The 22,085-nt window shown below is 70.6% G+C and carries 21 protein-coding genes and 2 pseudogenes; 16 read left to right on the top strand and 7 right to left on the bottom strand.

Annotated elements, in window-relative coordinates:
- Positions 1-48 precede the first annotated feature (48 nt).
- The 7 genes from ACFWVE_RS03430 (at position 49) to ACFWVE_RS03400 (ending at position 11,596) form a co-directional block, all read left to right on the top strand.
- Positions 49-2,814 (top strand): AAA family ATPase, encoded by a 2,766-nt coding sequence (locus ACFWVE_RS03430; RefSeq protein WP_384007761.1) that lies wholly within the window; start codon positions 49-51, stop codon positions 2,812-2,814.
- 4 nt (positions 2,815-2,818) lie between these two features.
- Complete coding sequence (locus ACFWVE_RS03425; RefSeq protein WP_384007759.1) at positions 2,819-5,626, top strand: AAA family ATPase; 2,808 nt, start codon at positions 2,819-2,821, stop codon at positions 5,624-5,626.
- 506 nt (positions 5,627-6,132) lie between these two features.
- Positions 6,133-6,804 carry a PAS domain-containing protein gene (locus tag ACFWVE_RS03420; RefSeq protein WP_384007757.1) on the top strand — a complete coding sequence of 224 codons (672 nt, stop codon included), beginning with the start codon at positions 6,133-6,135 and terminating at the stop codon, positions 6,802-6,804.
- The gene (locus tag ACFWVE_RS03415; protein WP_384007756.1) at positions 6,801-7,637 is read left to right on the top strand and encodes an aminotransferase class IV; all 837 of its coding nucleotides are present in this window, start codon (positions 6,801-6,803) and stop codon (positions 7,635-7,637) included. The genes ACFWVE_RS03420 and ACFWVE_RS03415 overlap by 4 nt, the downstream gene beginning before the upstream one ends.
- Positions 7,638-7,813: 176 nt before the next feature.
- Positions 7,814-9,019 (top strand): glycoside hydrolase family 64 protein, encoded by a 1,206-nt coding sequence (locus tag ACFWVE_RS03410; RefSeq protein ID WP_384007754.1) that lies wholly within the window; start codon positions 7,814-7,816, stop codon positions 9,017-9,019.
- Positions 9,020-9,234: 215 nt separating this feature from the next.
- On the top strand, positions 9,235-10,332 hold the full coding sequence (locus tag ACFWVE_RS03405) for an AI-2E family transporter (protein WP_384007752.1): 1,098 nt from the start codon (positions 9,235-9,237) through the stop codon (positions 10,330-10,332).
- Between the two features lie 52 nt (positions 10,333-10,384).
- A complete protein-coding gene (locus ACFWVE_RS03400; protein WP_384007750.1) occupies positions 10,385-11,596 on the top strand; it encodes a cysteine desulfurase-like protein in 1,212 nt (403 codons plus the stop codon).
- 75 nt (positions 11,597-11,671) lie between these two features.
- Here the strand turns inward: ACFWVE_RS03400 and ACFWVE_RS03395 are convergent.
- The 4 genes and pseudogenes from ACFWVE_RS03395 to ACFWVE_RS03380 form a co-directional block, all read right to left on the bottom strand.
- Positions 11,672-11,809: pseudogene (locus ACFWVE_RS03395) on the bottom strand (TauD/TfdA family dioxygenase); the annotation flags it as partial.
- A 62-nt stretch (positions 11,810-11,871) separates the two neighbouring features.
- A pseudogene (locus ACFWVE_RS03390) lies at positions 11,872-12,042 on the bottom strand (hypothetical protein); the annotation flags it as partial.
- Positions 12,043-12,103: 61 nt separating this feature from the next.
- Positions 12,104-12,526 carry an acyl carrier protein gene (locus tag ACFWVE_RS03385; protein ID WP_384007749.1) on the bottom strand — a complete coding sequence of 141 codons (423 nt, stop codon included), beginning with the start codon at positions 12,524-12,526 and terminating at the stop codon, positions 12,104-12,106.
- Positions 12,412-13,419: an AMP-binding protein gene (locus ACFWVE_RS03380; RefSeq protein WP_384007747.1), complete on the bottom strand. Its 1,008-nt coding sequence runs from the start codon at positions 13,417-13,419 to the stop codon at positions 12,412-12,414. Before ACFWVE_RS03380 ends, ACFWVE_RS03385 begins: the two co-directional genes overlap by 115 nt.
- Before the next feature lie 152 nt (positions 13,420-13,571).
- On the opposite strand from ACFWVE_RS03380, the gene ACFWVE_RS03375 reads away from it, so the two are divergent.
- Positions 13,572-14,096: a hypothetical protein gene (locus tag ACFWVE_RS03375; RefSeq protein WP_384007745.1), complete on the top strand. Its 525-nt coding sequence runs from the start codon at positions 13,572-13,574 to the stop codon at positions 14,094-14,096.
- Between the two features lie 275 nt (positions 14,097-14,371).
- Positions 14,372-14,776: a SpoIIE family protein phosphatase gene (locus ACFWVE_RS03370; protein ID WP_384007782.1), complete on the top strand. Its 405-nt coding sequence runs from the start codon at positions 14,372-14,374 to the stop codon at positions 14,774-14,776.
- Here the strand turns inward: ACFWVE_RS03370 and ACFWVE_RS03365 are convergent.
- Positions 14,760-15,194 carry a DUF2267 domain-containing protein gene (locus ACFWVE_RS03365; protein WP_384007743.1) on the bottom strand — a complete coding sequence of 145 codons (435 nt, stop codon included), beginning with the start codon at positions 15,192-15,194 and terminating at the stop codon, positions 14,760-14,762. The genes ACFWVE_RS03370 and ACFWVE_RS03365 overlap by 17 nt on opposite strands.
- A 177-nt stretch (positions 15,195-15,371) precedes the next feature.
- Positions 15,372-15,803 carry an Hsp20/alpha crystallin family protein gene (locus ACFWVE_RS03360; protein WP_384007741.1) on the bottom strand — a complete coding sequence of 144 codons (432 nt, stop codon included), beginning with the start codon at positions 15,801-15,803 and terminating at the stop codon, positions 15,372-15,374.
- 133 nt (positions 15,804-15,936) lie between these two features.
- On the opposite strand from ACFWVE_RS03360, the gene ACFWVE_RS03355 reads away from it, so the two are divergent.
- Both ACFWVE_RS03355 and ACFWVE_RS03350 read left to right on the top strand, forming a co-directional pair.
- A complete protein-coding gene (locus ACFWVE_RS03355) occupies positions 15,937-16,164 on the top strand; it encodes a hypothetical protein (protein ID WP_384007739.1) in 228 nt (75 codons plus the stop codon).
- Positions 16,165-16,298: 134 nt separating this feature from the next.
- Positions 16,299-16,631 (top strand): hypothetical protein, encoded by a 333-nt coding sequence (locus tag ACFWVE_RS03350; protein ID WP_384007737.1) that lies wholly within the window; start codon positions 16,299-16,301, stop codon positions 16,629-16,631.
- Positions 16,632-16,690: 59 nt separating this feature from the next.
- On the opposite strand, the gene ACFWVE_RS03345 is transcribed toward ACFWVE_RS03350, so the two are convergent.
- A complete protein-coding gene (locus ACFWVE_RS03345) occupies positions 16,691-16,822 on the bottom strand; it encodes a hypothetical protein (RefSeq protein WP_384007736.1) in 132 nt (43 codons plus the stop codon).
- Positions 16,823-17,139: 317 nt separating this feature from the next.
- Between ACFWVE_RS03345 and ACFWVE_RS03340 the strand changes: the two genes are divergently transcribed.
- The 5 genes from ACFWVE_RS03340 to ACFWVE_RS03320 all read left to right on the top strand — a co-directional run bounded on the left by ACFWVE_RS03340 (position 17,140) and on the right by ACFWVE_RS03320 (position 22,077).
- The gene (locus tag ACFWVE_RS03340; protein WP_384007734.1) at positions 17,140-17,841 is read left to right on the top strand and encodes an urease subunit gamma; all 702 of its coding nucleotides are present in this window, start codon (positions 17,140-17,142) and stop codon (positions 17,839-17,841) included.
- 62 nt (positions 17,842-17,903) lie between these two features.
- Positions 17,904-19,775: an urease subunit alpha gene (locus tag ACFWVE_RS03335; protein WP_384007780.1), complete on the top strand. Its 1,872-nt coding sequence runs from the start codon at positions 17,904-17,906 to the stop codon at positions 19,773-19,775.
- A gap of 73 nt (positions 19,776-19,848) precedes the next feature.
- On the top strand, positions 19,849-20,523 hold the full coding sequence (locus ACFWVE_RS03330) for an urease accessory protein UreF (protein WP_384007732.1): 675 nt from the start codon (positions 19,849-19,851) through the stop codon (positions 20,521-20,523).
- Between the two features lie 34 nt (positions 20,524-20,557).
- Entirely contained in the window at positions 20,558-21,259 is a 702-nt protein-coding gene (gene ureG / locus ACFWVE_RS03325) for an urease accessory protein UreG (protein WP_384007730.1), read from the top strand.
- On the top strand, positions 21,256-22,077 hold the full coding sequence (locus ACFWVE_RS03320; RefSeq protein WP_384007728.1) for an urease accessory protein UreD: 822 nt from the start codon (positions 21,256-21,258) through the stop codon (positions 22,075-22,077). Before ureG ends, ACFWVE_RS03320 begins: the two co-directional genes overlap by 4 nt.
- Positions 22,078-22,085 lie beyond the last annotated feature (8 nt).

The raw sequence follows: 22,085 nt of genomic DNA, 5'->3' as shown, positions 1-22,085 counted from the left end.
GCCCCACAGACGCGCCAGGAAGCGCGTAGGCGTCCCTATGATCACGTCATGCCGCTCGCCGAGCTCCCTTTCCTGGAGCGTGACCGTGAGCAGGCCGTGCTGTCCGCCGTGACCGGAGAACTGAGGGCCGGCCGGCCGGCCGTGGTCACCGTGACGGGTGAACCCGGCGCGGGACAGAACGAACTGCTGAGATGGGCGGCCCAGCACGCCGCCGAGCGGGGACTTCGTGTCCTCACCGCTCGCGCGACCCCCGCCGAACAGGATCTGCGCTACGGCGCGGTCAGCCAGCTTCTGGCGGGCCACGAGAGTTTCGCCGACCACCTGCCCCATCTCTTCCTCGACCAGGGCCGGCCCGGCCGGTTCCCGGGGCTCACCCGTCTGCTGACCGTGGCCCGTGACCGACCCATCCTCCTGACGGTGGAGGACGTCCACCGGCTCGACTCCGACTCGCTGCGCTGGCTGGAGGCTCTGGTACGCCGGTTGCCCCGCGCGCCGCTGGCCTTGATCACCAGCAGCATCCGCACGGCGGACATCGGCCTCGACTGGTTCGCGGGCAACCCACTCACCGGCTCGGCCACCACCGTCGAACTGGCTCTGCCCGGCCTCACCCACGCCGGGACGGGCAGCGCCGTGCGGACCGTCTGCGGCACCCTCGGCGACCGCTCCTTCCTCGATGCCCTCGCCGACGCGACCGGAGGCAACCCCACCGCCGTACGCGACACCCTGCACCGCTTCACCCGAGCGGGGCACACGCCGGACGCCGACCACGTGGACCACGTCCGTGCCATCGCGGCCGACGTGATCGGCGAGCACGCCGCTTCGGCGCTCGGCGGTCTGCGCGACCCCGTGGCCCTCGACGTCCTGCGGGCCCTCGCGGTCTGCGACGAACTCCTCGACTTCCCGCTGGTACTGGCCCTGGCAGGACCGGGCGCCGTGTCCGAGGACCGTCTCCGCGCCGCCCTGCTGGACAGCGGTCTCGTCGCCGTGCGCGACGGCCGGTTCCGCGTGCGCGGTCCGGTCGTGCGGGCCCGGATCATCGAGGAGATGCCCGCAGCCGAGCGTGCGGACCTGCACGCACGTGCCGCCGAGCTGGCCCACCGTGCCGCCGCCGACGACCAGGGCATCGGCGATCTGCTGCTGTCGGCCCGTCCGGTCGGTGTTCCGTGGGCGGCGGACACGCTGTGCCGCGCAGCCGCCGCCGCTCTTCGCGCCGGCCGCCGCGACCGTGCCGCCGCCTATTTCTCCCGAGCCCTGGACGAACCGCTGTCCGCACAGGACCGCCTCCGTGTCCTGCTCCAACTGGCCGGCACGGAACTGGTGATCGCGCCCGTCGCCGCCGGGCGCCGCATCGTGGGCATCCTCCGTGAGCCCGGAGAGGCGGCTGCCGCCTTCCGGTCCCGTGCCGGCGACCTGTTCCTCCTCAGCGGTGACACGGACACCGCCCGGCGCGCCCTTGCCGGGGCCCTCACCGACAGCGGGCCCGACGGCAGGCGGGGGACACCGTCCGACCCCCGGGCGGCGGAGACGGCCGCAGCACGGCACGAGGAACTGACGGCCCTGTTCCGGGTGGCGCAGTCGCTCCACCGGACGCCCGCCGAGATCGCCGTCCCGCCCGTGCCGGAACTGCCCCGTACGTCACGAAACCCCGCCGTGAACGGCGTGCACGCGTGGGAGACCGCCGTGCGGGGAGTCGATTGCGAGGAGACCCGCAGGCTGGCCCGTGCCGCCCTGATCCCCGATCCCTCCGGCCGGCCCTCGCTCACCGTGCCCCGGCTGCTGGCCTGCCGCACGCTCCTTCTCACCGAGGACGGGGACGAGGCTGAGAACCACCTGTGCGCCCTTCTGGCCGAGGCCCACCGCGAACGCAACTCCGTGGCCGTCGGCCGGGTGCTCGCCCTCCGCGCCGAACTGCACCTGCGTCACGGCCGGCCCGATCTCGCCGCCCGGGACCTGGCCGCCGCCGATCTCGAACTGCCACCGGACAGCAGGCATCCGCTGTCCTACCCGTACTGGACGGCGCTCGGCGTCGTCACCGACCTGGCCAACGGCCGACCGGACCGGGCGCGTGCCGCCGCCGAGCGCCCCGTGCCGCCCCCCGCCGAAGAGTCCCTGAACGGTGCCCAGTTGCTGTTCGCCCGCGGCCTGCTGGCCAACGCCGACGACGACCCCCACCGGGCCCGTGCCCTCTTCCGTGCCTGTGGGCGCTGGCTCCTGCAGTACGGCTGCACCAACCCGGCCGTACTTCCCTGGCGCTCCCGGACCGCCGAGGCCGCCCACGCCCTCGGTGACGCGGCGCAGGCCCGGAGGCTGGCGCGGGAGGAACTCGAACTCGCCCAGCGCTGGGGCGCGCCGGGCTCCATCGACGCGGCCCGGCTCTGCCTCGCCCTGATCAGTGAGGAGGACCGCGGCCGGCCGCTCCGGTCAACTGCCGACAGCCCGGACCGGGCCGCCTACCCGTACGCGGTCGTGGCACCGGCCTCCGCCGAGAGCGGCCGGCCCGACCGTGCGACGGCCCCCGCCCCACCGACAGGCGGCACGGTATCCACCACTGCCCACGGTGTCGCGGTGCCGCCGCCACCCCGGCCCACGGGAACCCGCAGCGGCGCACTGCCGCCCGTATGGCGGATCCTCTCGCAGGGGGAACAGGCCGCTGCCGCGCTCGCTGCCCGAGGTCTCGCCAACCGGGACATAGCCGCGGCGCTGTCGGTGACCCCCCGCACCGTGGAACTGCGCCTGAGCAGTGTCTACCGCAAGCTGCGCGTCCGAGGACGCGACGGACTGCGCATCCTGGGCCAAGACACGGAGGACGACTGACCACATGCTGCTGGAGCGCACCACCGAGACGTCCCTGGTCGACGCGGCGCTGGCCGCCGCCGGTCGGGGCAGATCCTCCCTGATCATGGTCACCGGCCCGCTGGGCATCGGGCGATCAGCCCTGCTGCAGTCCCTGCCCGCACTCGCCGACGGCCACGACGACATCCGGGTGCTGCGTGCCAACGCGGCACCCATGGAACAGGACTTCGCCTTCGGAGTCGTGCGACAGCTCTTCGAGAGCCTGCTGTCCACCTCGCCCGAGGACACCGGCGCCCGCTGGATGGACGCCCACGCCTCCTTCGCCCGCCACGTCTTCGCCGACGACAGCGACTCACCCGGTGCGGACCAGGCCGCCGCGGCCAGTGAGGCGGTCCTGCACGGCCTGCTGTCCCTGCTGGCCAACGTCAGCGCCGACGGCAGGCTCCTCGTCCTCGTCGACGACCTCCAGTGGTCCGACGTACCCTCTCTGCGCTGGCTGACCTACCTGGCCAAACGGCTGCACGGCCTGCGCGCCGTCGTCGTGTGCGCCCTGCGTGACGGAGATCCCCGCACCCACCACACCCTGGTACGGGAAGTCAGGGAAGCCGCCACCCAGTCCCTGCGGCCCGCTTCCCTCAGCCTCGACGCCACCCGCGAGCTGGTCCACGAACGGTTCGGCGAGCCCGGCGACAACACCTTCGTCCATGCCTGTCACGAGACCGCCGTCGGCAACCCCCTGTTCCTGATGTCCATCCTGCTCGGCATGGAACACGCCGGCCTGCGGCCGCTCGCCGAACACGCCGACCAGGCACGGTCGCTGCGTCCCTCCCAGCTGCGGGAGCGACTCGCCAGCATCCTGCGCACCCAGGCCCAGCCGGTCCGTGACCTCGCGGCCGCCATCGCGGTACTCGGCGATCACGTCGACCCCGACAACGTTGCCGACCTGGCGCGCCTCGACCCCGTCGGCTACACGGCCGCGCTGCGCACCCTGGTGGCCCTCGGGCTCGTCGCCGCGGACCGCGGGCCGCGCTTCATCCACCGTGTGGTGCGGGACGCCGCCGAGTCGACCCTGACCATGGTCCGGCGCGAACAGCTCCACGACGACGCGGCCGCCCTCCTGTACACCTCCGGGCGTTCCGCCGAACAGGTTGCCGCCCAGCTCATGGCCGTCGTCACCCGCCATCAGCCCTGGACCGTGGACGTCCTGCGGTCCGCCGCCGACACGGCCCTGCGCCGCGGAGCCCCCGACGCCGCGGCCCGTTACCTGCGTCGTGCCCTTCTCGACAGCGCCGCCCAGGGCCTTGACCGGGCCCACCTGCTCGTCGAACTCGGCAGCGCCGAACGTGCCTTCGATCCCGTAGCCTGTGAACGGCACATCGCGCAGGCGACAGCCCTGCTGCCCGAAGCCCGTGACCGGGCCGCGGCCGTGCTGCGCATCTCACCCACACCCCTTGGGCCCGCTCCCTCCGGCGTCGTCGACCTGCTGCGCCAGGCCGCGGAAGGGCTCGGGCCGGCCGCCGGGCTCACCGGAACCGACCGGGACCTCGCCCTGCGCCTGGAAGCCCGGCTGCGCCACTGCGCCTACGAGGACCCCTACGAACTCGCCGACGCCGCCGAGCGGTTGCGGCAACTCGGCTCCGAGCCACCGTTGGAGACCGGAGGCGAGCGGGAACTGACGATCGCCCTGCTCGTCGCCGCCACCTTCGGCAGCAGTCTGCCGGCCGCGGACGTGGCCCGCTGTGCCGAACGCGTCCTCGACCGCGAGCCGGCGACCTCCGCCCGCGTCCAGTCCACCCTTCCCCTGGTGGTCATCACCATGATCGCCGCTGATTCCGTGGAGGCCCTCGACTCCTGGCTGGCCGTCGAGTACCGGGCCCGGGAACACCACACGACGCCGGCCGACGCGCTGGTGCACATCGAGCGGGCCCTGATCCACATCGGCCGCGGCCGGCTCGCCCAGGCCCGCGAGCAGTCCGAAACCGCCCTCGGTATGACCGAGGCCGACCGGCACAGCCTCGGCACGGTCGCCACCCTCGCGCACGCGATGGTGGCGCTGGAGACCCGTGACCCTCTCCCGGCCCAACGCGTGCTGCGACGCGCCGAACACATCCGCCCGCAGGGCCTGACCGTCACCGCGATGCTGCGCCTGCTGGGGGCCGCCGGCGCCGTGGCGATGGGCGATCTCACCGGAGCACTGGACTCCCTGCGATCCTGCGGGCGCCGCCTCGAGGCCGCCGGCTGGCAGAATCCGGTGCTGTTTCCCTGGCGTCCCTGGGCCATCGGTGTCCATCGCCGCCTCGGAGACCTCCGCGCGGCGCGTGCCCTGGCCGAGGAGGAATATGCCAGTGCTCAGCAGTGGGGAGCGCCGGTGGGTGTGGGCCGCGCGCTGCGTCTGCTGGGCCGCATGGAGGAGGGCGGCCGTGGAACGGCTCTGCTGCGTCAGGCGGTCGCCGTGCTGCGCGGCTCCGCCAACCAGCTGGAACTCGCCCGCGCCCTGCTCGCGCTCGCCGAACGGCTGGGTGGGGGAGTGGAGTCGGAGGCCCTGGCCCGCGAGGCCACGACACTCGCCACCGCATGCGGTGCACCGTGGCTCGCCGAACGAGCCGCCGTCGGCGCCGGGGCCCCCGTGGGCGTCACCGCCTACCCGGAGGCCGTGCTCACCCGCACCGAACGCAGGGTGGCCGCGTTCGCCTGCAGAGGTCTGACGAACCAGGAGATCGCCGAGGCCATGGGAGTCAGCTCCCGGGCCGTGGAGAAGCACCTTACCCATTCCTACCGGAAACTCGGGATCTCCGGCCGACGAGAACTGATCGCCCTGATTTCCAGTACGTGAATACCCTCCGATCCGAGGGGATGAGGCGCTCACGAACATCCGGAAACGGTCCGCGGAATTCAAGGACCGTGCCCGGGCGTTTCCGTGTGCGGGCCCCGGGGTGTGGTTATGACGCCGTCCTCGGGGTGCCCGCCCGACCGGAGCGGGCCCGACCGTCCCCGCGGGCCGACATGTCTACCCAGCGTACCGGCCCCGCTCCTCCGAGTGCCCTCACCGGGGGTTTTCGTCCGGTACGGGCAGTGCGCCCGTTCGAGGCGGCCATCGGCACACCGAACCCCCGAAGACCGAACCCCTTCGGTGCGGGACCGTACCTACCGCAGGTGCGACCACAGTGTTGGGGGCCGCTCCTGATTTCACATTGACCACGGACAGTCGTCTCCGTAATCTCCGAATCAATACCGATCACGGTCACGGATTTTCGGCGGGATCAGGCTTCCGTGCCGATCCGAAAGCCGGCCGTGTTCTTTGTTTCCCTTTGAAGTACAACGTAGAAGGGCCTGAGTTCCTTGACGCCTTTCCCCCACGACCTCGTCATGGACCGTCCGCACGCCGCAGACGGGACCGAGGCGGCCCCTGACGTCGACCGGTCCCACGCCTCCGTGGCGTGCCTGGACCCCACCCTGACCATCCAGCAGGCCAACCAGGAGTTCGGCCGTCGGTTCGGCAATCCGGTGGAGGACCTCTGCGGCCGGCCCTTCTGCGACCTGGTGCACCCCAGCGTTCAGCAGCCCCTGATGCGGCAGTTCTCGCGCATGCTGGAGGGCAAGCGGAACCGGTTCGCCACCGAGGTCATCACCCTGGGCCAGGACACCGCGCACACGCTTCCACTGACCGCGATGGCCGTGCGCGGCGGCCACATCCCGGACGTCGCCGCGATCCTGGTGATGCTGCCCGCGGCGGACGGCGAGAGCGTGGACTCCGAGGTCGTGGTGCCTCGCAAGAAGCTTCTCAGCGAGGTCGACGCACGCATCCTCGAAGGCATAGCCGCCGGTGTCTCCACCGTGCCACTCGCCTCCCGCCTCCACCTCAGCCGGCAGGGAGTGGAGTACCACGTGTCCGGTCTGCTCCGTAAGCTCAAGGTGCCCAACCGCGCCGCCCTGGTGTCCCGGGCCTACTCCATGGGCGTGCTCAAGGTCGGCACCTGGCCGCCGAAGGTCGTCGAGGATTTCATCAAATGAGTCGTGTACCCGCCGACCGGAGCGTGCCGCTCCGGGGGTGGGGCGCGGGCTCCGCAGGGGTGACGGAACTGAACGGCTCACCCGCCGGCCCAGAGGCTCTGCGGGCACTGGCCCTGACCAACTACGGCCACTTCACCACCATGGCGGTCGAGGACGGCAGGGTCCGCGGACTGGAACTGCACCTCGAGCGGCTGGACCGCGACTGCCGTCTCCTCTTCGACGTGCCGCTCGACACCGGACGGGTTCGCACCTGGGCGCGCCGCGCGGCTCCGGCGACAGGCCGGTCCACCGTGCGGATCACCGTTTTCGATCCGCTCCTCGGTCTCGCCACCATCTCCGAGGACGCGGTCCCGCAGGTCCTGGTGACGGCCGGACCCGCGCCCGCGACCAGGGCGGAGCCACTGCGAGTGCGCTCCGCCGTCCACCTCCGGGACCTGCCCGAGGTGAAGGGCGTCGGTCTGTTCGGCGCTCTGCGGCTACGGCGCGAGGCCCGGAGGTCGGGTTACGACGACGTGCTGTTCACGGACGGCGACTCGACACTGCTGGAGGGCAGCACCTGGAACATCGGCGTCGTCCATGAGGGCCGGGTGGTCTGGCCGACAGGCCCGGCCCTCGCGGGCACCGCCCGCGAACTCCTGCGCCGCGCCGGGGCGGGGACGACCGCCCGCGTCACTCTGCCCGAACTGGCCCAGTGCGATGCCGTGTTCGCCACCAACTCCACCGGCGGGGTCCACCCCGTCATCCGGGTGGACGGCCTCGTGTTCCCCGCCGTTCATCCCGCTGTGACCCGCCTCGCCGACCTCTACGCGTCGCTCCCGGCCGACAGACTGTAGTGCGCACGGACTGCGGTGCGCACGGAGTCGGTCCGGGGCGGCGCGGTGGACGGTGACGCCTTCGCACCCGACGGGCCCACTCCTTCCCACCCGTTGACAGGTCCATACCAGGACGGCACGCTGAGAGCGCTCTCACCCCCCACCCCGCATCGGCCGCAGTCGAACGGAGACGGAGCATGCTGCGCACACTCAAACAACGGGCCCTGACCGTGGTGTCGACCATCGTCATGCTGCTCGGCGGCTCACTGCTCGCCACGGCGACCCCCTCACCCGCCCACGCCGCCGTCCCGGACACCATCCCCCTGCAGATCACCAACAACTCGGGCCGTGGTGAACGGGTGTACGTCTACAACCTCGGCACCCAGCTGTCGACCGGCCGACAGGGCTGGGCCGACGCGAACGGCACGTTCCACCCCTGGCCCGCGGGCGGCAACCCGCCCACCCCCGCGCCCGACGCGTCGATACCGGGCCCGGCGGCCGGACAGTCCACGACCATCCGCATGCCGAAGTTCTCCGGCCGCATCTACTTCTCGTACGGTCACAAGCTCGTGTTCAAGCTGACCACCGGCGGCCTGGTGCAGCCCGCCGTGCAGAACCCCACGGACCCCAACCGGGACATCCTCTTCAACTGGTCGGAGTACACCCTCAACGACTCGGGCCTGTGGCTCAACAGCACGCAGGTCGACATGTTCTCCACCCCCTACTCGGTCGGGGTGCAGCGCGCCGACGGCAGCACGGCGAGCACCGGCCGGCTCAAGCCCGGCGGCTACAACGGATTCTTCAACGCACTCCGAAGGCAGTCCGGAGGCTGGGCCAATCTGATCCAGACCCGGTCCGACGGCACCGTGCTACGCGCGCTGTCCCCGCTGTACGGAGTGGAAACGGGCGCCCTGCCGGCGTCGGTCATGGACGACTACGTCAACCGCGTCTGGCAGAAGTACACCACCTCGGCCCTGACGGTCACCCCCTTCGCCCACCAGCCCGACGTCAAGTACTACGGACGGGTCTTTGGTGACGTCATGAACTTCACCAACAGCGCGGGCGCCGTCGTCACCAGCTTCCAGAAGCCGGACGCCTCCTCCATCTTCGGCTGCCACCGGCGGCTCGACGCGCCGAACGACCAGGTGCGCGGCCCCATTTCCCGCACCCTGTGCGCCGGATTCCACCGCTCCACGCTCCTGACCAACCCCCACCAGCCGGACTCCGGCGCGGCAGCTTTCTACCAGGACGCCGTCACCAATCACTACGCCCGTGCCGTTCACGCGCAGATGGCCGACGGGAAGGCCTACGCCTTCGCCTTCGACGACGTGGGCAATCACGAGTCGCTCGTCCACGACGGCGACCCGCGCCAGGCCCGGCTCACCCTGGACCCCCTCAGCTGACCGCTCCTCTGCGGTGGACACCGTGCCGGTGGCGGCGTGCGGGGCCTCGCGCCGCCACCGCCGGTTCTCGGACACGGCATCGATCTCCCGCCCACGGGGATCGGCCGGCGTGCCGGACGGGTGAGCGGTCGTCAGCCGTCGGCGCCCGCCGGCGACGGACGCAACGCGGCGAGGCCCGTGATCACCGTGACCGGCGGGCCCCATAAGGTGCCTTCATGTCTGCCACGTTGAATGCGGGGAAAACCCGCGCCGCACTGCGTACGTCCGCGCGCATCTCCGGTGAACTGCTGCTGGTCCTGGTGGCCGTCGCGGTGGTTCTGTGGGTTGTGGGCCGGATGTGGCCGATCGTCTGGCCCCTGATAGTCGGTCTCCTTCTTACCACGCTCACCTGGCCCCCGACCCGCTTCCTGCGTCGACGTGGCCTCGCCCCGGCGCTCGCCGCGTCATTGGTGACCGTATTGTTCCTGCTGGTGGCCACAGGCACCGTCGCGCTGATCGCGGTGCCCGTGACGTCGCAGTCCGGCGAGCTGACCGACGGAGTGGTGGAAGGCATCCAGCGGCTGCGCGAGTGGGCCGCCGGGCCGCCGCTGAACATCGGCGAGGAGCGGATCGCCGGTGCCTTCGACACCGCGACCGCCCGCGTCCAGGACAGCGCCGGAACCATTGTCTCCACGGTCGCCACAGGGGTGAGCACCGTCTTCAACGGTGTGGTCACAGCCGTGCTGGGGCTCTTCCTGATGTTCTTCTTCCTCAAGGACGGCCCGCGCTTTTTGCCGTGGCTCGGACGGCAGCTCCCCGGCCGGCTCGCCACCGACGTCCCGGTCGTGGCCGCGCGGTGCTGGGACACCCTGGGATCGTTCGTCCGGTCCCAGGCGCTCGTCGGCCTGATCGATGCCGTGCTCATCGGACTGGGCCTGTGGATCCTGGGCGTACCGCTGGTGCTTCCGCTGGCGGTGCTGACCTTCGTGTCCGCTTTCGTGCCCATCATCGGCGCCCTGTTCGCCGGTCTGGTGGCGGTGCTGATCGCGCTCGTGTCCAACGGCCTGATGGACGCGTTGTTCGTGCTGATCATCATCGTCGTGGTGCAGCAACTCGAGGGCAACGTGTTCCAGCCCATGATCCAGAGCCGCGGTCTCGGACTGCACGCGGCGGTCATCCTGCTGGCGGTGACACTGGGCGGGAGCCTGGTCGGCATCGTCGGCAGCCTGCTCGCCGTACCGGTCGCCGCGCTGATCGCGGTCGTCTGGAACTATCTGCGCGAGCAGCTCTCCGACCCGCTGCAGGAACCGCCGACCGACGGCTCGCACCCCTGACCGACACGCCGACCCGCCGCATCCTCCCGGCCGCACCGACAGGAAGTCCCACGTGACCTACGACCTCACCGCCCTGCGCGCCCAGGTTCCCGCGCTGGCCACCGGCACCGCCCACTTCGACGGCCCCGGCGGCACCCAGATGCCGCTGCCCGTCATCGAGGCGATCGGCGCCGCGCTGTCCCAACCACTCTCGATCCGGGGCGACGGTCTGCCCGGCGAGCGCAACGCCGAGACCGTCGTCGTCGCAGCCCGCCGTGCCATGGCCGACCTCCTGGGCGCCGACCCGGCGGGCATCGTCTTCGGCCGCAGCGCCACCCAGCTCACCTACGACTTCTCCCGCACCCTCGCCGGAACCTGGTCACCGGGCGACGAGGTGGTCGTCACACGGCTGGACCACGACGCCAACATCCGGCCCTGGATACAGGCGGCCGAGCGGGCCGCCTGCACCGTCCGCTGGGCGGACTTCGATCCGGCCACCGGTGAACTGACCGGCGACGACATCCGGGCCGTGCTCAGCGAACGCACCCGGCTGGTGGCGGTCACCGGGGCTTCGAACCTCCTCGGCACGATTCCTCCGATCGGCGAGATCGCGCGGATCGTGCACGAGGCGGGCGCCCTGCTGTACGTCGACGGAGTGCACTACGCCGCCCACGCCCTCGTCGACATCGAGGCGCTCGGCGCGGATTTCTTCGTCTGCTCCCCGTACAAGTTCCTCGGCCCCCACCACGGCGTCCTGGCCGCCCGGCCCGAACTCCTCGAAACGCTGCGCCCCGACAAGCTGCTGCCCTCCACGGACGTGGTTCCCGAGCGCTTCGAGCTCGGCACGCTGCCCTACGAGTTCCTGGCGGGCACCCGTGCGGCGGTCGACTTCCTGGCCGGACTGGCCGCGCATCAGACCGGCAGCCGCCGCGAACGGCTCGGCTCGGCATTCGGGATGATCGAGGAACACGAGGACGCGATGCGCGACCGGCTCGAGAAAGGACTGGCGGCCTTCGAGCAGGTCACCGTCCGGTCCCGCGCGGCCCGGCGTACCCCGACCCTGCTCGTCACCCTCGACGGCCACAGCACCGTGGACGCCTACCGCTTCCTGGCCGACCGCGGCGTCCACGCACCCTCCGGCAGTTTCTACGCGTTGGAGGCATCCCGCCGCCTCGGCCTCGGAGACACCGGCGGCCTCCGTATCGGACTGGCCCCCTACACCGACAGCGAGGACGTCGGCCGGCTCCTGTCGGGCCTGGCGGCCTTCCTGGAGCGGAAGACGTGAAGGACGGGCCGGGTGAGCCGTGGCAGCGTGGAGCGCTCGGCCCGAAGGGATTGGGTCTGTGGTCTCGGCAGCCGGTCAGCTCTTCAGCGGGCCGCCGTTGATCGCGACCCGGCGACCGTAGCGGGTGTGCGGGTAGTAGTCGTACGTGGCGTGGTGCTGTACGCAGCGGTTGTCCCAGAAGACGAGCGTGCCGGGGGCCCAGCGGACCCGGCAGGGCCCAGCATGACGCAGACGAGCTGCCACGACCGGGGCAGGCCCACGGCGACGGCGTCTGCGGGCCACACGCCCCGGGCCCGTAACGCGGCAGCGACGTTTGCGGTTTCGGCGTCCAGGGCGGCGTAGTCCAGTACGCGGCCCCCGTCGCTCACGGCGGGAGCGTGCGGAGTACGCCCGGCCTGTTCGTACACGGCGCGGGCCGGGCCGGAGGAGGGGATGGGGGGATACATCATGCCTCCGCTACCGGGTTTCCCGCGAACCTGCCGTCGAGCCGGACGAGTTCGTCGGTGATCAGTTCGGCGATGCGGGGCACCCGCTCTCCTTCCAGTACATCCCAGTGACCGCCCTCCACCTGCTCGACCCGGAAGCCGCCCAGAGCCCGGTCCTGCCAGAACCGGCGCAACTCGGCTTCGGCCGCGGCCGCTTCCTCACGGGTCCGCCCCTCGGCCGCGGGGCGTAGTCGCGGCCCGCGCGGAACTCGATCAGGGAATCGTCGCCCGCTGCCGGTGCCCCCTGGTGCAGGCGTGCCGCCAGGCGCTCGATCGTGGGGTGCTCGAGCACGTCGCGGATCGGCAGGTCCCGGCCGAACCGCTCACGGATCAGGTGCAAGACCTTGATGGCGGACAGCGAGGTGCCCCCGACCGCGAAGAAGTCGTCGGTGATGCCGATGCCGGGATGAAGCAGCACCTGTCGCCAGATCCGGTACAGCGACATCTCGACACCGTCGCGGGGTGCCTGGACGTTGGCCTGGGCGGGCAGCGTCGTGCGCGCACGGCCCGACGGTCCAGCGTGCCGCTGCGGTTGAGCGGCAGCCGGGGGAACTCGGCGAACAACGACGGGATCATGTGGTCCGGCAGACGCTCGGACAGGGCGGCGCGCCATTCGTGGGGCGGCACAGGAGGCCCGTCGACGCGGCCCACACCTGCCACCAGCACGGTCTCGCCGGCCTCGTCGCGGTCGGCGAGCACAGCCGCCTCCGTGACGCCGGGCAGCTCCTGCAGGGCTGCCGCCACCTCTGCGGGCTCGATGCGGAAGCCACGGAGCTTGACCTGGTCGTCGACGCGGCCGACGAACTCGAAGTTGCCGTCGGGGAGCAGCCGTGCCAGATCTCCGGTGCGGTAGGCCCGTTCGCCGGGGACGACTGGATCCGGCAGGAAACGTTCGTCGGTCAGGTCGGGCCGGTTGAGATACCCGCCGGCCACACCGGCTCCGCCGATGTACACCTCGCCGGTGACACCGGGCGGTACGGGCCGGCGCCGCTGATCCAGCAGGTGGATACGGGTGTTGTCCACGGGACGGCCGATCGGGCACCTGCGCTCCAGGGCGCGCGGCTCGTTGTACGTGATGCTGTAGACGGTGGTCTCGGTCGGACCGTAGACGTAGCAGATCTGAAGTTCCGGCAGGATCTGCCGCATCCGGTGCAGTGCCGGCTCGGGGAGCGGCTCCGCCCCCGTCGCCACCTGGCGCAGTACCAGACCTCGCAGGCGCTCCTCGGAGTCCTCGTCGATCCAGAGTATGTAGGACGCCGGCAGCCAGGCGTGCACGATCCTGCGCACGCGCATCCAGCTCATCAACTGCTGGGGGTCGCCTCTCAGGTCCTCGGGCACCAGGTGGAGGACGGCGCCCGTGGTGAGGGGTGTAGCCCCCGGCGCACGAGGCGGCGCACGGGCACGCTCCGTGGTTCGCTGTGCGTCGAGCGCCGTCCGCCGGATCGGCAGGTTCCGCCATCGGCCGATCCGATGGCGGGCAGCATCGCTGTATGTCCGCTGACGCGACCCCCGCTCCCGGGGTACAGGTGTGCTCCCTCAAGACCGACACGCACCAGCTGATCCAACCCGGCAGCACGTACCGAATAGTGAGGTTTCCGTTCGGTGCGGCGGAGCCGACCGACCGGTTCGGGATGCACCAGGCAGTTCAGCCCGACGGGTACGTGGTGAGCGGCTGGGCGACGGACGACCGCAGTGGGCTGATCTGGCCCTCCAAGGCGGGCTGGGGTCATCTGCACGCCATGATCCAATGGGAGACGGCCGGTTCCTCCGGTGGTTACACCGAGTTGCGCGACCAGTTCGTACGGGACCCGCTCGGCCTGACCACGAACCCCAACGACACAACGGCGACCGAGCACCGCACCCCGACGCCGGGCGGCCAGTACTACGTCAAGAACCACGGCATCTTCGTCGAGCCCGGCACACCCCTGGCGCTGCGCGTCACGCACAACGACGCGGCCCCCCGGCTGGTGACGCTCGCCGAATTCAAACTCGTGATTCACGACGAGGCCCCGTAGCCGGGCGTGCGCAGCCGTACGTCGTAAGCACCCCGTCCGCAGCAGTCGCCGACGGAGGTACAGGTCTCCCTTCGCGGCACGCTTCTGTCGCCCGCGTCACCGCCCGCGGGCGGTGAGCTTGGTGCAACGGGGCCCGACCGGCCGACCTCGGCAGCAACCCGGCGAAATCCGCCGCGTCCCCCGAGCTTGGAGCCCTGATCACCGCGAGCCGGGGGCGGTCCCGGACAGGCCCCGCGCACTCGGCTCCCGGGCGGTGAGGAGCATCGACTCGTCCCCTGTGGCAGGACCCGTCGACGCCCGCCTCCCCCCGCTACCCGTATGCCGAACCCGGCCTGCCTCTCGGTGTGGACGACGCTCTGTCACGCCCCGACCACATCCACCGGCTGCTGGCCGGAGACACGGTCCTGATGTTCACCGATGGCTTGGTCGAGCACCCTCGGCGGTGCCTGGACGCATGCCTGGACGCGCCTGCCGCCATCGCCTCGGCTCACAGCGGGCTGCCGCTCGACGCGCTCTGCCGCGTCCTGGCCGACCGGCACCCGAGGAGTGGACAAGGCCGGCGGCCGGTTGTCGTCCTGGGCGGCGCTGATGCGTTCGGGGACGTCCGCTCGTTGAGCGGCGGTGTCCCGGCTCCGTTGTACCGCAGTGCACCGCTCCCGGGTGTCAGGCGGCCTGGGTGAGTTCGGCGCGGCCGAACAGCAGGGCGTAACCGGTGGGGAGCTGGGTGAGGATACGGTCGAGGAGCTTCTCGTCGGTGAGCTGGGCGACGACGCGTAGGACGGTGCCGGTGTCCCAGCGGGTGGTGGCTGTCGTGCCGCCGGTGCGGGAGGAGAGGTCCTCGACGAAGCGCCAGCCGGTGAAGGGCTGGGTGGCGGGTGTCTGTGATGTGAGGACGACGGCGGCTTCGTGGGGCAGCCCGGCCGCCAGTGCCACGCGCTCGTCGCCTGTCAGCTGCCGCCCGAGGGAGGCCAGCACGGCGCGCACGGCCTGCTCGGCCCGTGCGCGGGTGGGGTATGCGCCTTCGTAGCGCACTCTTTCCAGCATCTGCTCGTAGGCCGTGCTGACGGTGGACCGGCACGGCTCCTGCTGGGGGATCATCGGTGACGCGGTTGCCTTTCTCGTAGGAGGTGGCGGGGGAGGCGGTGGCCGGGGTTCTTTCGCCGGCCACCGATGTCGCCCGGTAGGGGGAGGGGTTGTCGCTGCCTTCGGCCCTGTGTGCCGGGGGCGGCCGCAGAGCAGGCCGTCTCCCCGTGCTCCGCGCGGCTGGGAGAGGGGTCAGCCGCTGATCTCCTTGTGGGCGGAGCCGCCGATGGCGATCCTGCGCGGTTTGGCGCGCTCGGCGATCGGGATACGCAGGGTCAGCACACCCGCGTCGTAGTCCGCCTTGATGCGCTCGGTGTCCAGGGTGTCGGCCAGCACGACCTGGCGGGAGAAGACTCCCAGGGGCCGCTCGGAGAGCTCCATCTGCACGTCGTCCGCCTTGGTGACGGGCCGCCGCTCGGCCTTGACGGTCAGCATGTTCCGTTCGACGTCGATCTCGATCGCGTCCGTGGAGACGCCGGGCAGGTCGAGGGCGATCACGTACTCCTCGCCCTCACGGTAGGCGTCCATGGGCATCGCCGACGGCCGCGACCAGGTGCCGGTCGTGTTCAGGAGCTGCTGGGTGAGCCGGTCGAGCTCACGGAAGGGATCGGTGCGCATCAACATGGTGAAACACCTCCAGTGTTCGGGTCGGGCACTTTGCTGCCAATGCGGTTCACCTGCCTTCGTTGTAGCATGTCATCCAAGTGATGACAAGTCGAGTGTCGCCGAAATGACGACAATGCCTGCTGGAGATTCCATGACCAGTGACGATCGGCCCACCCCGCGCGCCCGCGGTCTGACCCCCACTTCCTTCCTCGCCGCCGCCGCGCTGAACACGATCCACGAAGCCCTGCGCACCGCCCGGACACGCAGGACGGGGGGCGTCCCGAGCCCGTCCGGGCCGGCTCGGAGCAGCAGGCGCTCACCGCGCTCCTGCTGCTCCGCGAAGTCCGCGATCAGCTCGCCGGGTGGGAACCGGTCCTGATCGAAGAGGCCCCGGAGGCGGGCGCCAGCTGGGCCGGCCTCGCCCATCCCCTGGGTGTCTCCAGCCGCCAGGCCGCCGAACGCCGCTACCTGCGCGTACGCCCCGGAAACCCGGGGTCCACGGGCGAGCAGCGGGTGCGGGCCACCCGCGATCGCCGCGCCGCCGACCGCACCGTCACCGCATGGGCCCGCGCCAACGTCGCGGACCTGCGCCGGCTCGCCGGCCAGATCACCGCGCTCACCGATCTCCCTGCCGCCGCCCGCATCCCTCTCGCCGAACTCACCGCGGCCCTCGCCGACAACGACGCCGCCGCCCTCGTCGGCCCCCTGACGGTGACGCACGCGCATCTGGTGTCCGGCCATCCCGACCTCGCGGCGCGCGTCGATGACGTCGCCCGCCACACCGACCGGCTCCGTCGGCACAGCGGCGACCGGCGCCAGGGGCCCCAAGGGCCACCGGCGCGCTGAGCACGGCCGGTGGCGGCCCGACCCGATGGCCCTGTGACACCACGTCTCATCCGGGCCGATCAGGGGCGTGGCCGGGTGTGCGCGTCCCCGGCCCGCAACTCCACCACCTCGCCGTGGCGTGGATCGCCGCGGATCACGTGGAGCCGCCCCTCCTCGTGGATCCGGCCGCCGCGAAGGCCGGCAGATCTCATCGGCCGCGATGTGGACCGCGTGAGGCTGCTGCGCGTTCCGTTGACCGCCAATGAGTGAGCGCGAGTGCAAGGTCAGGTTTTCACTGATTCGGGTGCGAATAGGTGGAGTGTGTTGCTCTCTGCTGGGTCGGCGTGACCATGATGCTGGGCGACGGGCTGGGGCCGAACGGTCGAAAACGGACCGCGGCAGTGTGTCAGCGGCATGGGAGGGCAAGTCGTAGGGCTTCGCCCGGACCGCTGAAACGGGCACGGCCGGTCCCGGTAAGCAGGCCCAGGGCGGAAGTTCTGGACAGGAGCGAACACGGGGGAGCAGCACTGTGCACCTGACTCCACATGAGCAAGAACGCTTGATGATTCACGTGGCGGCGGATGTCGCCGAGAAGCGGCGGGCCCGGGGGGTGCGGCTGAACTACCCCGAGTCGATGGCGCTGTTGATCGTGCATGTCCTCGAGGGGGCCCGGGACGGCAGGACCGTTGCTGAGCTCATGTCGTCCGGGCGGAAGGTGTTGTCGCGGGAGGAGGTCATGGACGGCGTCCCCGAGATGATCGAGAACGTACAGGTGGAGGCCACGTTCCCCGACGGCACGAAGCTGGTCACCATCCACGACCCCTTCCCGGAGGCGGCCGACGGCGAGACGGGGATCGTCCATCCGGGAAAGGTGGACTGCTCCACGCGCCAGGAGGACCAGGTAGTGGTCTTCAACGAAGGGCGCGAAGTCACGAAGTCGACAGTCAAGAACCCGACCGACCGCCCTGTCCAGGTCGGTTCGCACTACCACTTCGCCGAGGCCAACGCCGGGCTGGAATTCGACCGTGAAAGGGCGTGGGGCAAGCGTCTGCACGTCCCGGCCGGCAGTTCCGTACGTTTCGAGCCCGGCATCTCCGAAGAGGTCGAACTCGTCCCCATCGAGGGTGAGCGCGTGGTCCACGGTCTGCGCGGCAAGACCAAGGGTCTACCCGAAAAGCTCGAAGGCTCGCTCGACAACACGCAGGGTTCGTTCGACAAGGAGCGGATGTGACTTCCAGGACCGAGTGCCCCGACTGTTCCTGCTGCCAGCGGCCTCCGAAGCCTTCTGATCCGCTGCCCCGCCTCGCGTACGCGGACCGGTTCGGCCCGACGACCCGCGACCGGATCCGGCTTGCCGACACGGCGCTGCAGATCAGGATCGAGGACGACTGGTCGGGCGGCCCCGGACGCAGCGGCAACGAGATGGTGTTCGGCGGCGGCAAGGTGATCCGTGAGTCGATGGGACAGTCCATCGCGCCGCGCAACCCGGGCGCAAGCCGCGAGTCCGCCGGCAACCTCGCCGTCGAACCGCCCGACACGGTCATCACCGGCGCTGTCGTTCTGGACCACTGGGGCATCGTCAAAGCCGATATCGCCATCCGGGACGGCGACATCGTCGCCCTCGGCAAAGCGTACAACCCGGAGACGATGGATCCTCTGCACGAGGAAGCCGGTCCTCACAACGGCACCGGCCCCAAGCCCACCGACTTCGCCATCGGCCCGGACACCGAGGTCATCGCGGGCAAGGGCAGGATTCTCACCGCCGGGGGCATTGACACGCACGTCCACTTCATCTGCCCCGACCAGGTCAAAGAGGCACTGGCCGCAGGTGTCACCACGCTCATCGGTGGCGGGACGGGGCCCGCAGAGGGCAGCACGGCCACCACCGTGACCCCCGGCTCCTGGCACATCGCCCGCACCTTCGAAGCGCTGGACGCCTTCCCGGTCAACATCGGGCTGCTCGGCAAGGGGGCCACCATGTCCGAGAAGTCCATGTACGACCAGGTGGACGCAGGCATCATCGGCTTCAAGATCCACGAGGACTGGGGTGCCACCCCGGCCGTCATCAGAAAATGCCTTCAGGTCTGCAAGAAGACCGGTGTGCAGCTCGCACTCCATGCCGACTCCCTGAACGAGGCAGGCTTCGTCAAGGACACCGTCAACGCCATCGGCGGCTGCTCCATCCATATCTTCCACGTCGAGGGCGCCGGCGGCGGACATGCCCCGGACATGATCAAGATGGTGAGTGAGCCGAACGTCCTTCCCGCCTCCACCAACCCCACCCGTCCACTGACCGTCAACACGGTCAAGGAGCACTTCGACATGGTGATGGTCTGCCATCACCTCAACCCGAAGGTCGAGGAGGACCTGGCCTTCGCGGACTCCCGGATCCGGCCCTCCACGATGGCAGCCGAGGACACCCTGCACGACCTCGGCGCCATCTCCATCATGTCCTCGGACGCCCAGGCCATGGGCCGCATCGGTGAAATGATCATGCGCACCTGGCAGACCGCGCACGTCATGAAGGTACGCCGCGGCTTCCTGCAGGAGGATCTACCGCAGGACGAGAAGACCAAGAACACGACCTCGGAGGATGATCCGCTGCCGGCCGACAACCGGCGTGCCCGCCGGTACGTGTCGAAGTACACGATCAACCCGGCCATCGCCCAGGGTATCGACGCCGTCGTCGGGTCGGTGGAGACCGGCAAGCTGGCCGACTTGGTGCTGTGGGAACCGAAGTTCTTCGGAGTCAAACCACACACCGTCATCAAGGGCGGACAGATCGCCTACGCGCAGGTGGGCGACGCCAACGCCTCCATCCCCACTCCGCAGCCGGTCCTGCCCCGCCCCATGTGGGGAGCGACAGGCCGGGCCCCCGGCTCCATCTCCTTCAACTTCGTCACCGAGCGGGCCGTCAAGAACGGCCTGGCCAAGAAGCACAAGCTGAACAAACAGTTCAGGGCCATCACCAGCACACGCGGCGTCTTCAAAAAGCACATGAAGGAAAACGACGCCACCCCCGAGGTCACGATCGACCCCGACACCTACGAAGTCGTCATCGGGGGCGCGAAGGTCACGGACGTGACGACCTTCGTCGACGACCAGATCGTCGACCGCGCCTACGCCTCCGAACTGCCGATGGCGCAGCGTTACTTCCTCTTCTGAGACGTCGAAGAAGTACTTCGGCGACGTGCAAGGTGAACTGCGAAGAGCTGGAACGGAAGGTGACCTGCACCAGATGAACCGCGCCGCGCTGTTCGTCCTGGCCGACGGCCGGTTCCCCGCCGGAGGCCACGCGCACTCCGGCGGGGCCGAAGCGTCCGTGACCGCAGGCCTCATCAAGGACGCAGCCTCGCTGGAGAACTTCTGCCGGGGACGGCTGCACACCACGGGCCTGGTCACAGCGGCACTGGCCGCCGCGGCCGCCGCCGGGCACGATCCGCTGGAACTCGACGCCGCCGCCGACGCCCGCACACCAGTGCAGGCCCTGCGGAACACCGCACGCAAACTCGGCCGACAGATGATGCGGGCCGCCCGTGCCACCTGGCCGTCGGCCGAACTCGACCACCTGGCCGCGCACCGGCCGCGCGGCGCGCACCAGCCGGTGGTCCTGGGCCTGGCCGCCCGGTCGGCAGGCCTGACCCCGCTGGATGCCGCCTATGCGGCGGCCTACGAAACGATCAGCGGGCCGGCCATGGCGACCGTCCGGCTGCTGAGCCTGGACCCGTTCGACGCCACCGCTGTCCTCGCCCACTTGTCCGACGACCTCGACCGCACCGCCACCGCAGCCGCCACCGCAGCCCAGCGCATCCCCGAGCACGGGCTCGACGCGCTGCCCGCCGCCTCCGCACCGCTGCTCGACATCACCGCACAGCAGCATGCCGACTGGCCGGTACGCCTGTTCGCCTCCTGACCACTGCACCCACGAGACCCACGCAGGAAACCGCATGCACCTCGGCCATGACCTCGACGAGAAATTCCCCCACCGGCACACCTACAGCGCCGCCGAACCGCGACGCCACAACGGCACACGACGCGCCCTGCGGATCGGTCTGGGCGGGCCGGTCGGATCGGGCAAGACCGCCACCGTCGCCGCCCTGTGCCGGGCCCTACGGGACCAACTGTCCATCGCTGTGGTCACCAACGACATCTATACCCGCGAGGACGCCGACTTTCTGCTGCGCGAAGCCGTCCTGCCACCCGAGCGCATCAGAGCCGTCGAAACCGGCGCCTGCCCGCACACCGCCATCCGCGACGACATCTCCGCCAACCTGGAGGCCCTCGAAGAGCTGGAGAACGAGATCGATCCCCTCGACCTGGTCCTGTTGGAGTCCGGCGGCGACAATCTCACCGCGACGTTCTCCAAGGGTCTCGTCGACGCGCAACTCTTTGTCATCGACGTCGCGGGCGGTGACGACATTCCGCGCAAGGGCGGCCCCGGAGTGACTACCGCCGATCTCCTCGTCATCAACAAGACCGACCTCGCACCGTACGTGGGCTCCGACCTGGAGGGCATGGCCCGCGATGCCAGGGCACAGCGCGGTGAGCTTCCGGTCGCCTTCACCTCCCTCAGAAGCGAAGGCGGCGTGGAGCCGGTGGCCGACTGGATTCGCCAACTCCTCACGGCCTGGACGGCAGGCCCGGCATGACCCTTGCAACCCGGCCCGCCGTGTCGGCAGCCGCAGGCGTACAGGCGACCGCACGCATCACGGCAGCCACCAGAGGCGGCACCACCAGTCTGCCGGTCCTCGAGGGCGACGGTCCCTTCGAACTACGACGCCTGCGTTCACGAGGAACCGAGGCACGCGTGTGCGTCGTCGGCGCCATGAGCGCCCCCCTCGGCGGCGACCGGCTGCGCATCGAAGCCATCGCACGACCAGGCGCGGTTCTGCACATCACCTCCGCTGCCGCGACCCTCGCGTTGCAAGGATGCACGGCCGACCACGCCACCTATGACGTGCAGCTGACCGTGGAAGAACACGCAGAACTCCACTGGCTACCGAAGCCCCTGATCAGCACCGTCGGCAGCAATCTACGGCAGACCTGGACCGTCCACCTCGCCCCCACAGCGCGTCTCGTCCTGCGCGAAGAGCAGATTCTCGGACGCACAGGAGAACCACCAGGTCAGGTCACCACACACCTCATCGTCCGACGCGGTGGACGTACCCTGCTCAATCAGGAAGCCAACTACGGTCCAGCCACCCCGGCCTGGGACGGCCCAGCCGCCCTCGCCCACCACCGAGCGACCGGGCAAATCCTCACCGTCGACCCCGCTTACGACAACAATCCCCCGAAGGCGAGATACTTCGCCAGCCCTTCGCAAGACGGCCAGGCGGTACTGACACCCCTTGTCGGACCGGCCGCCCTGGTCACCGCCATTGCCCCGGACGGTCTTCGCCTGCGCCGCCTCCTCGACACGGCGCAGACCGCCTTCCGCAATCCTGCCGCCACAGACACTGCCCCGTAGAACGGCGG

The organism is Streptomyces sp. NPDC058632, assembly GCF_042717095.1.
GTDB lineage: Bacteria > Actinomycetota > Actinomycetes > Streptomycetales > Streptomycetaceae > Streptomyces.
The sequence above is the reverse complement of the archived record's forward strand: the minus strand, read 5'-3'. Positions and strand labels throughout refer to the sequence as shown.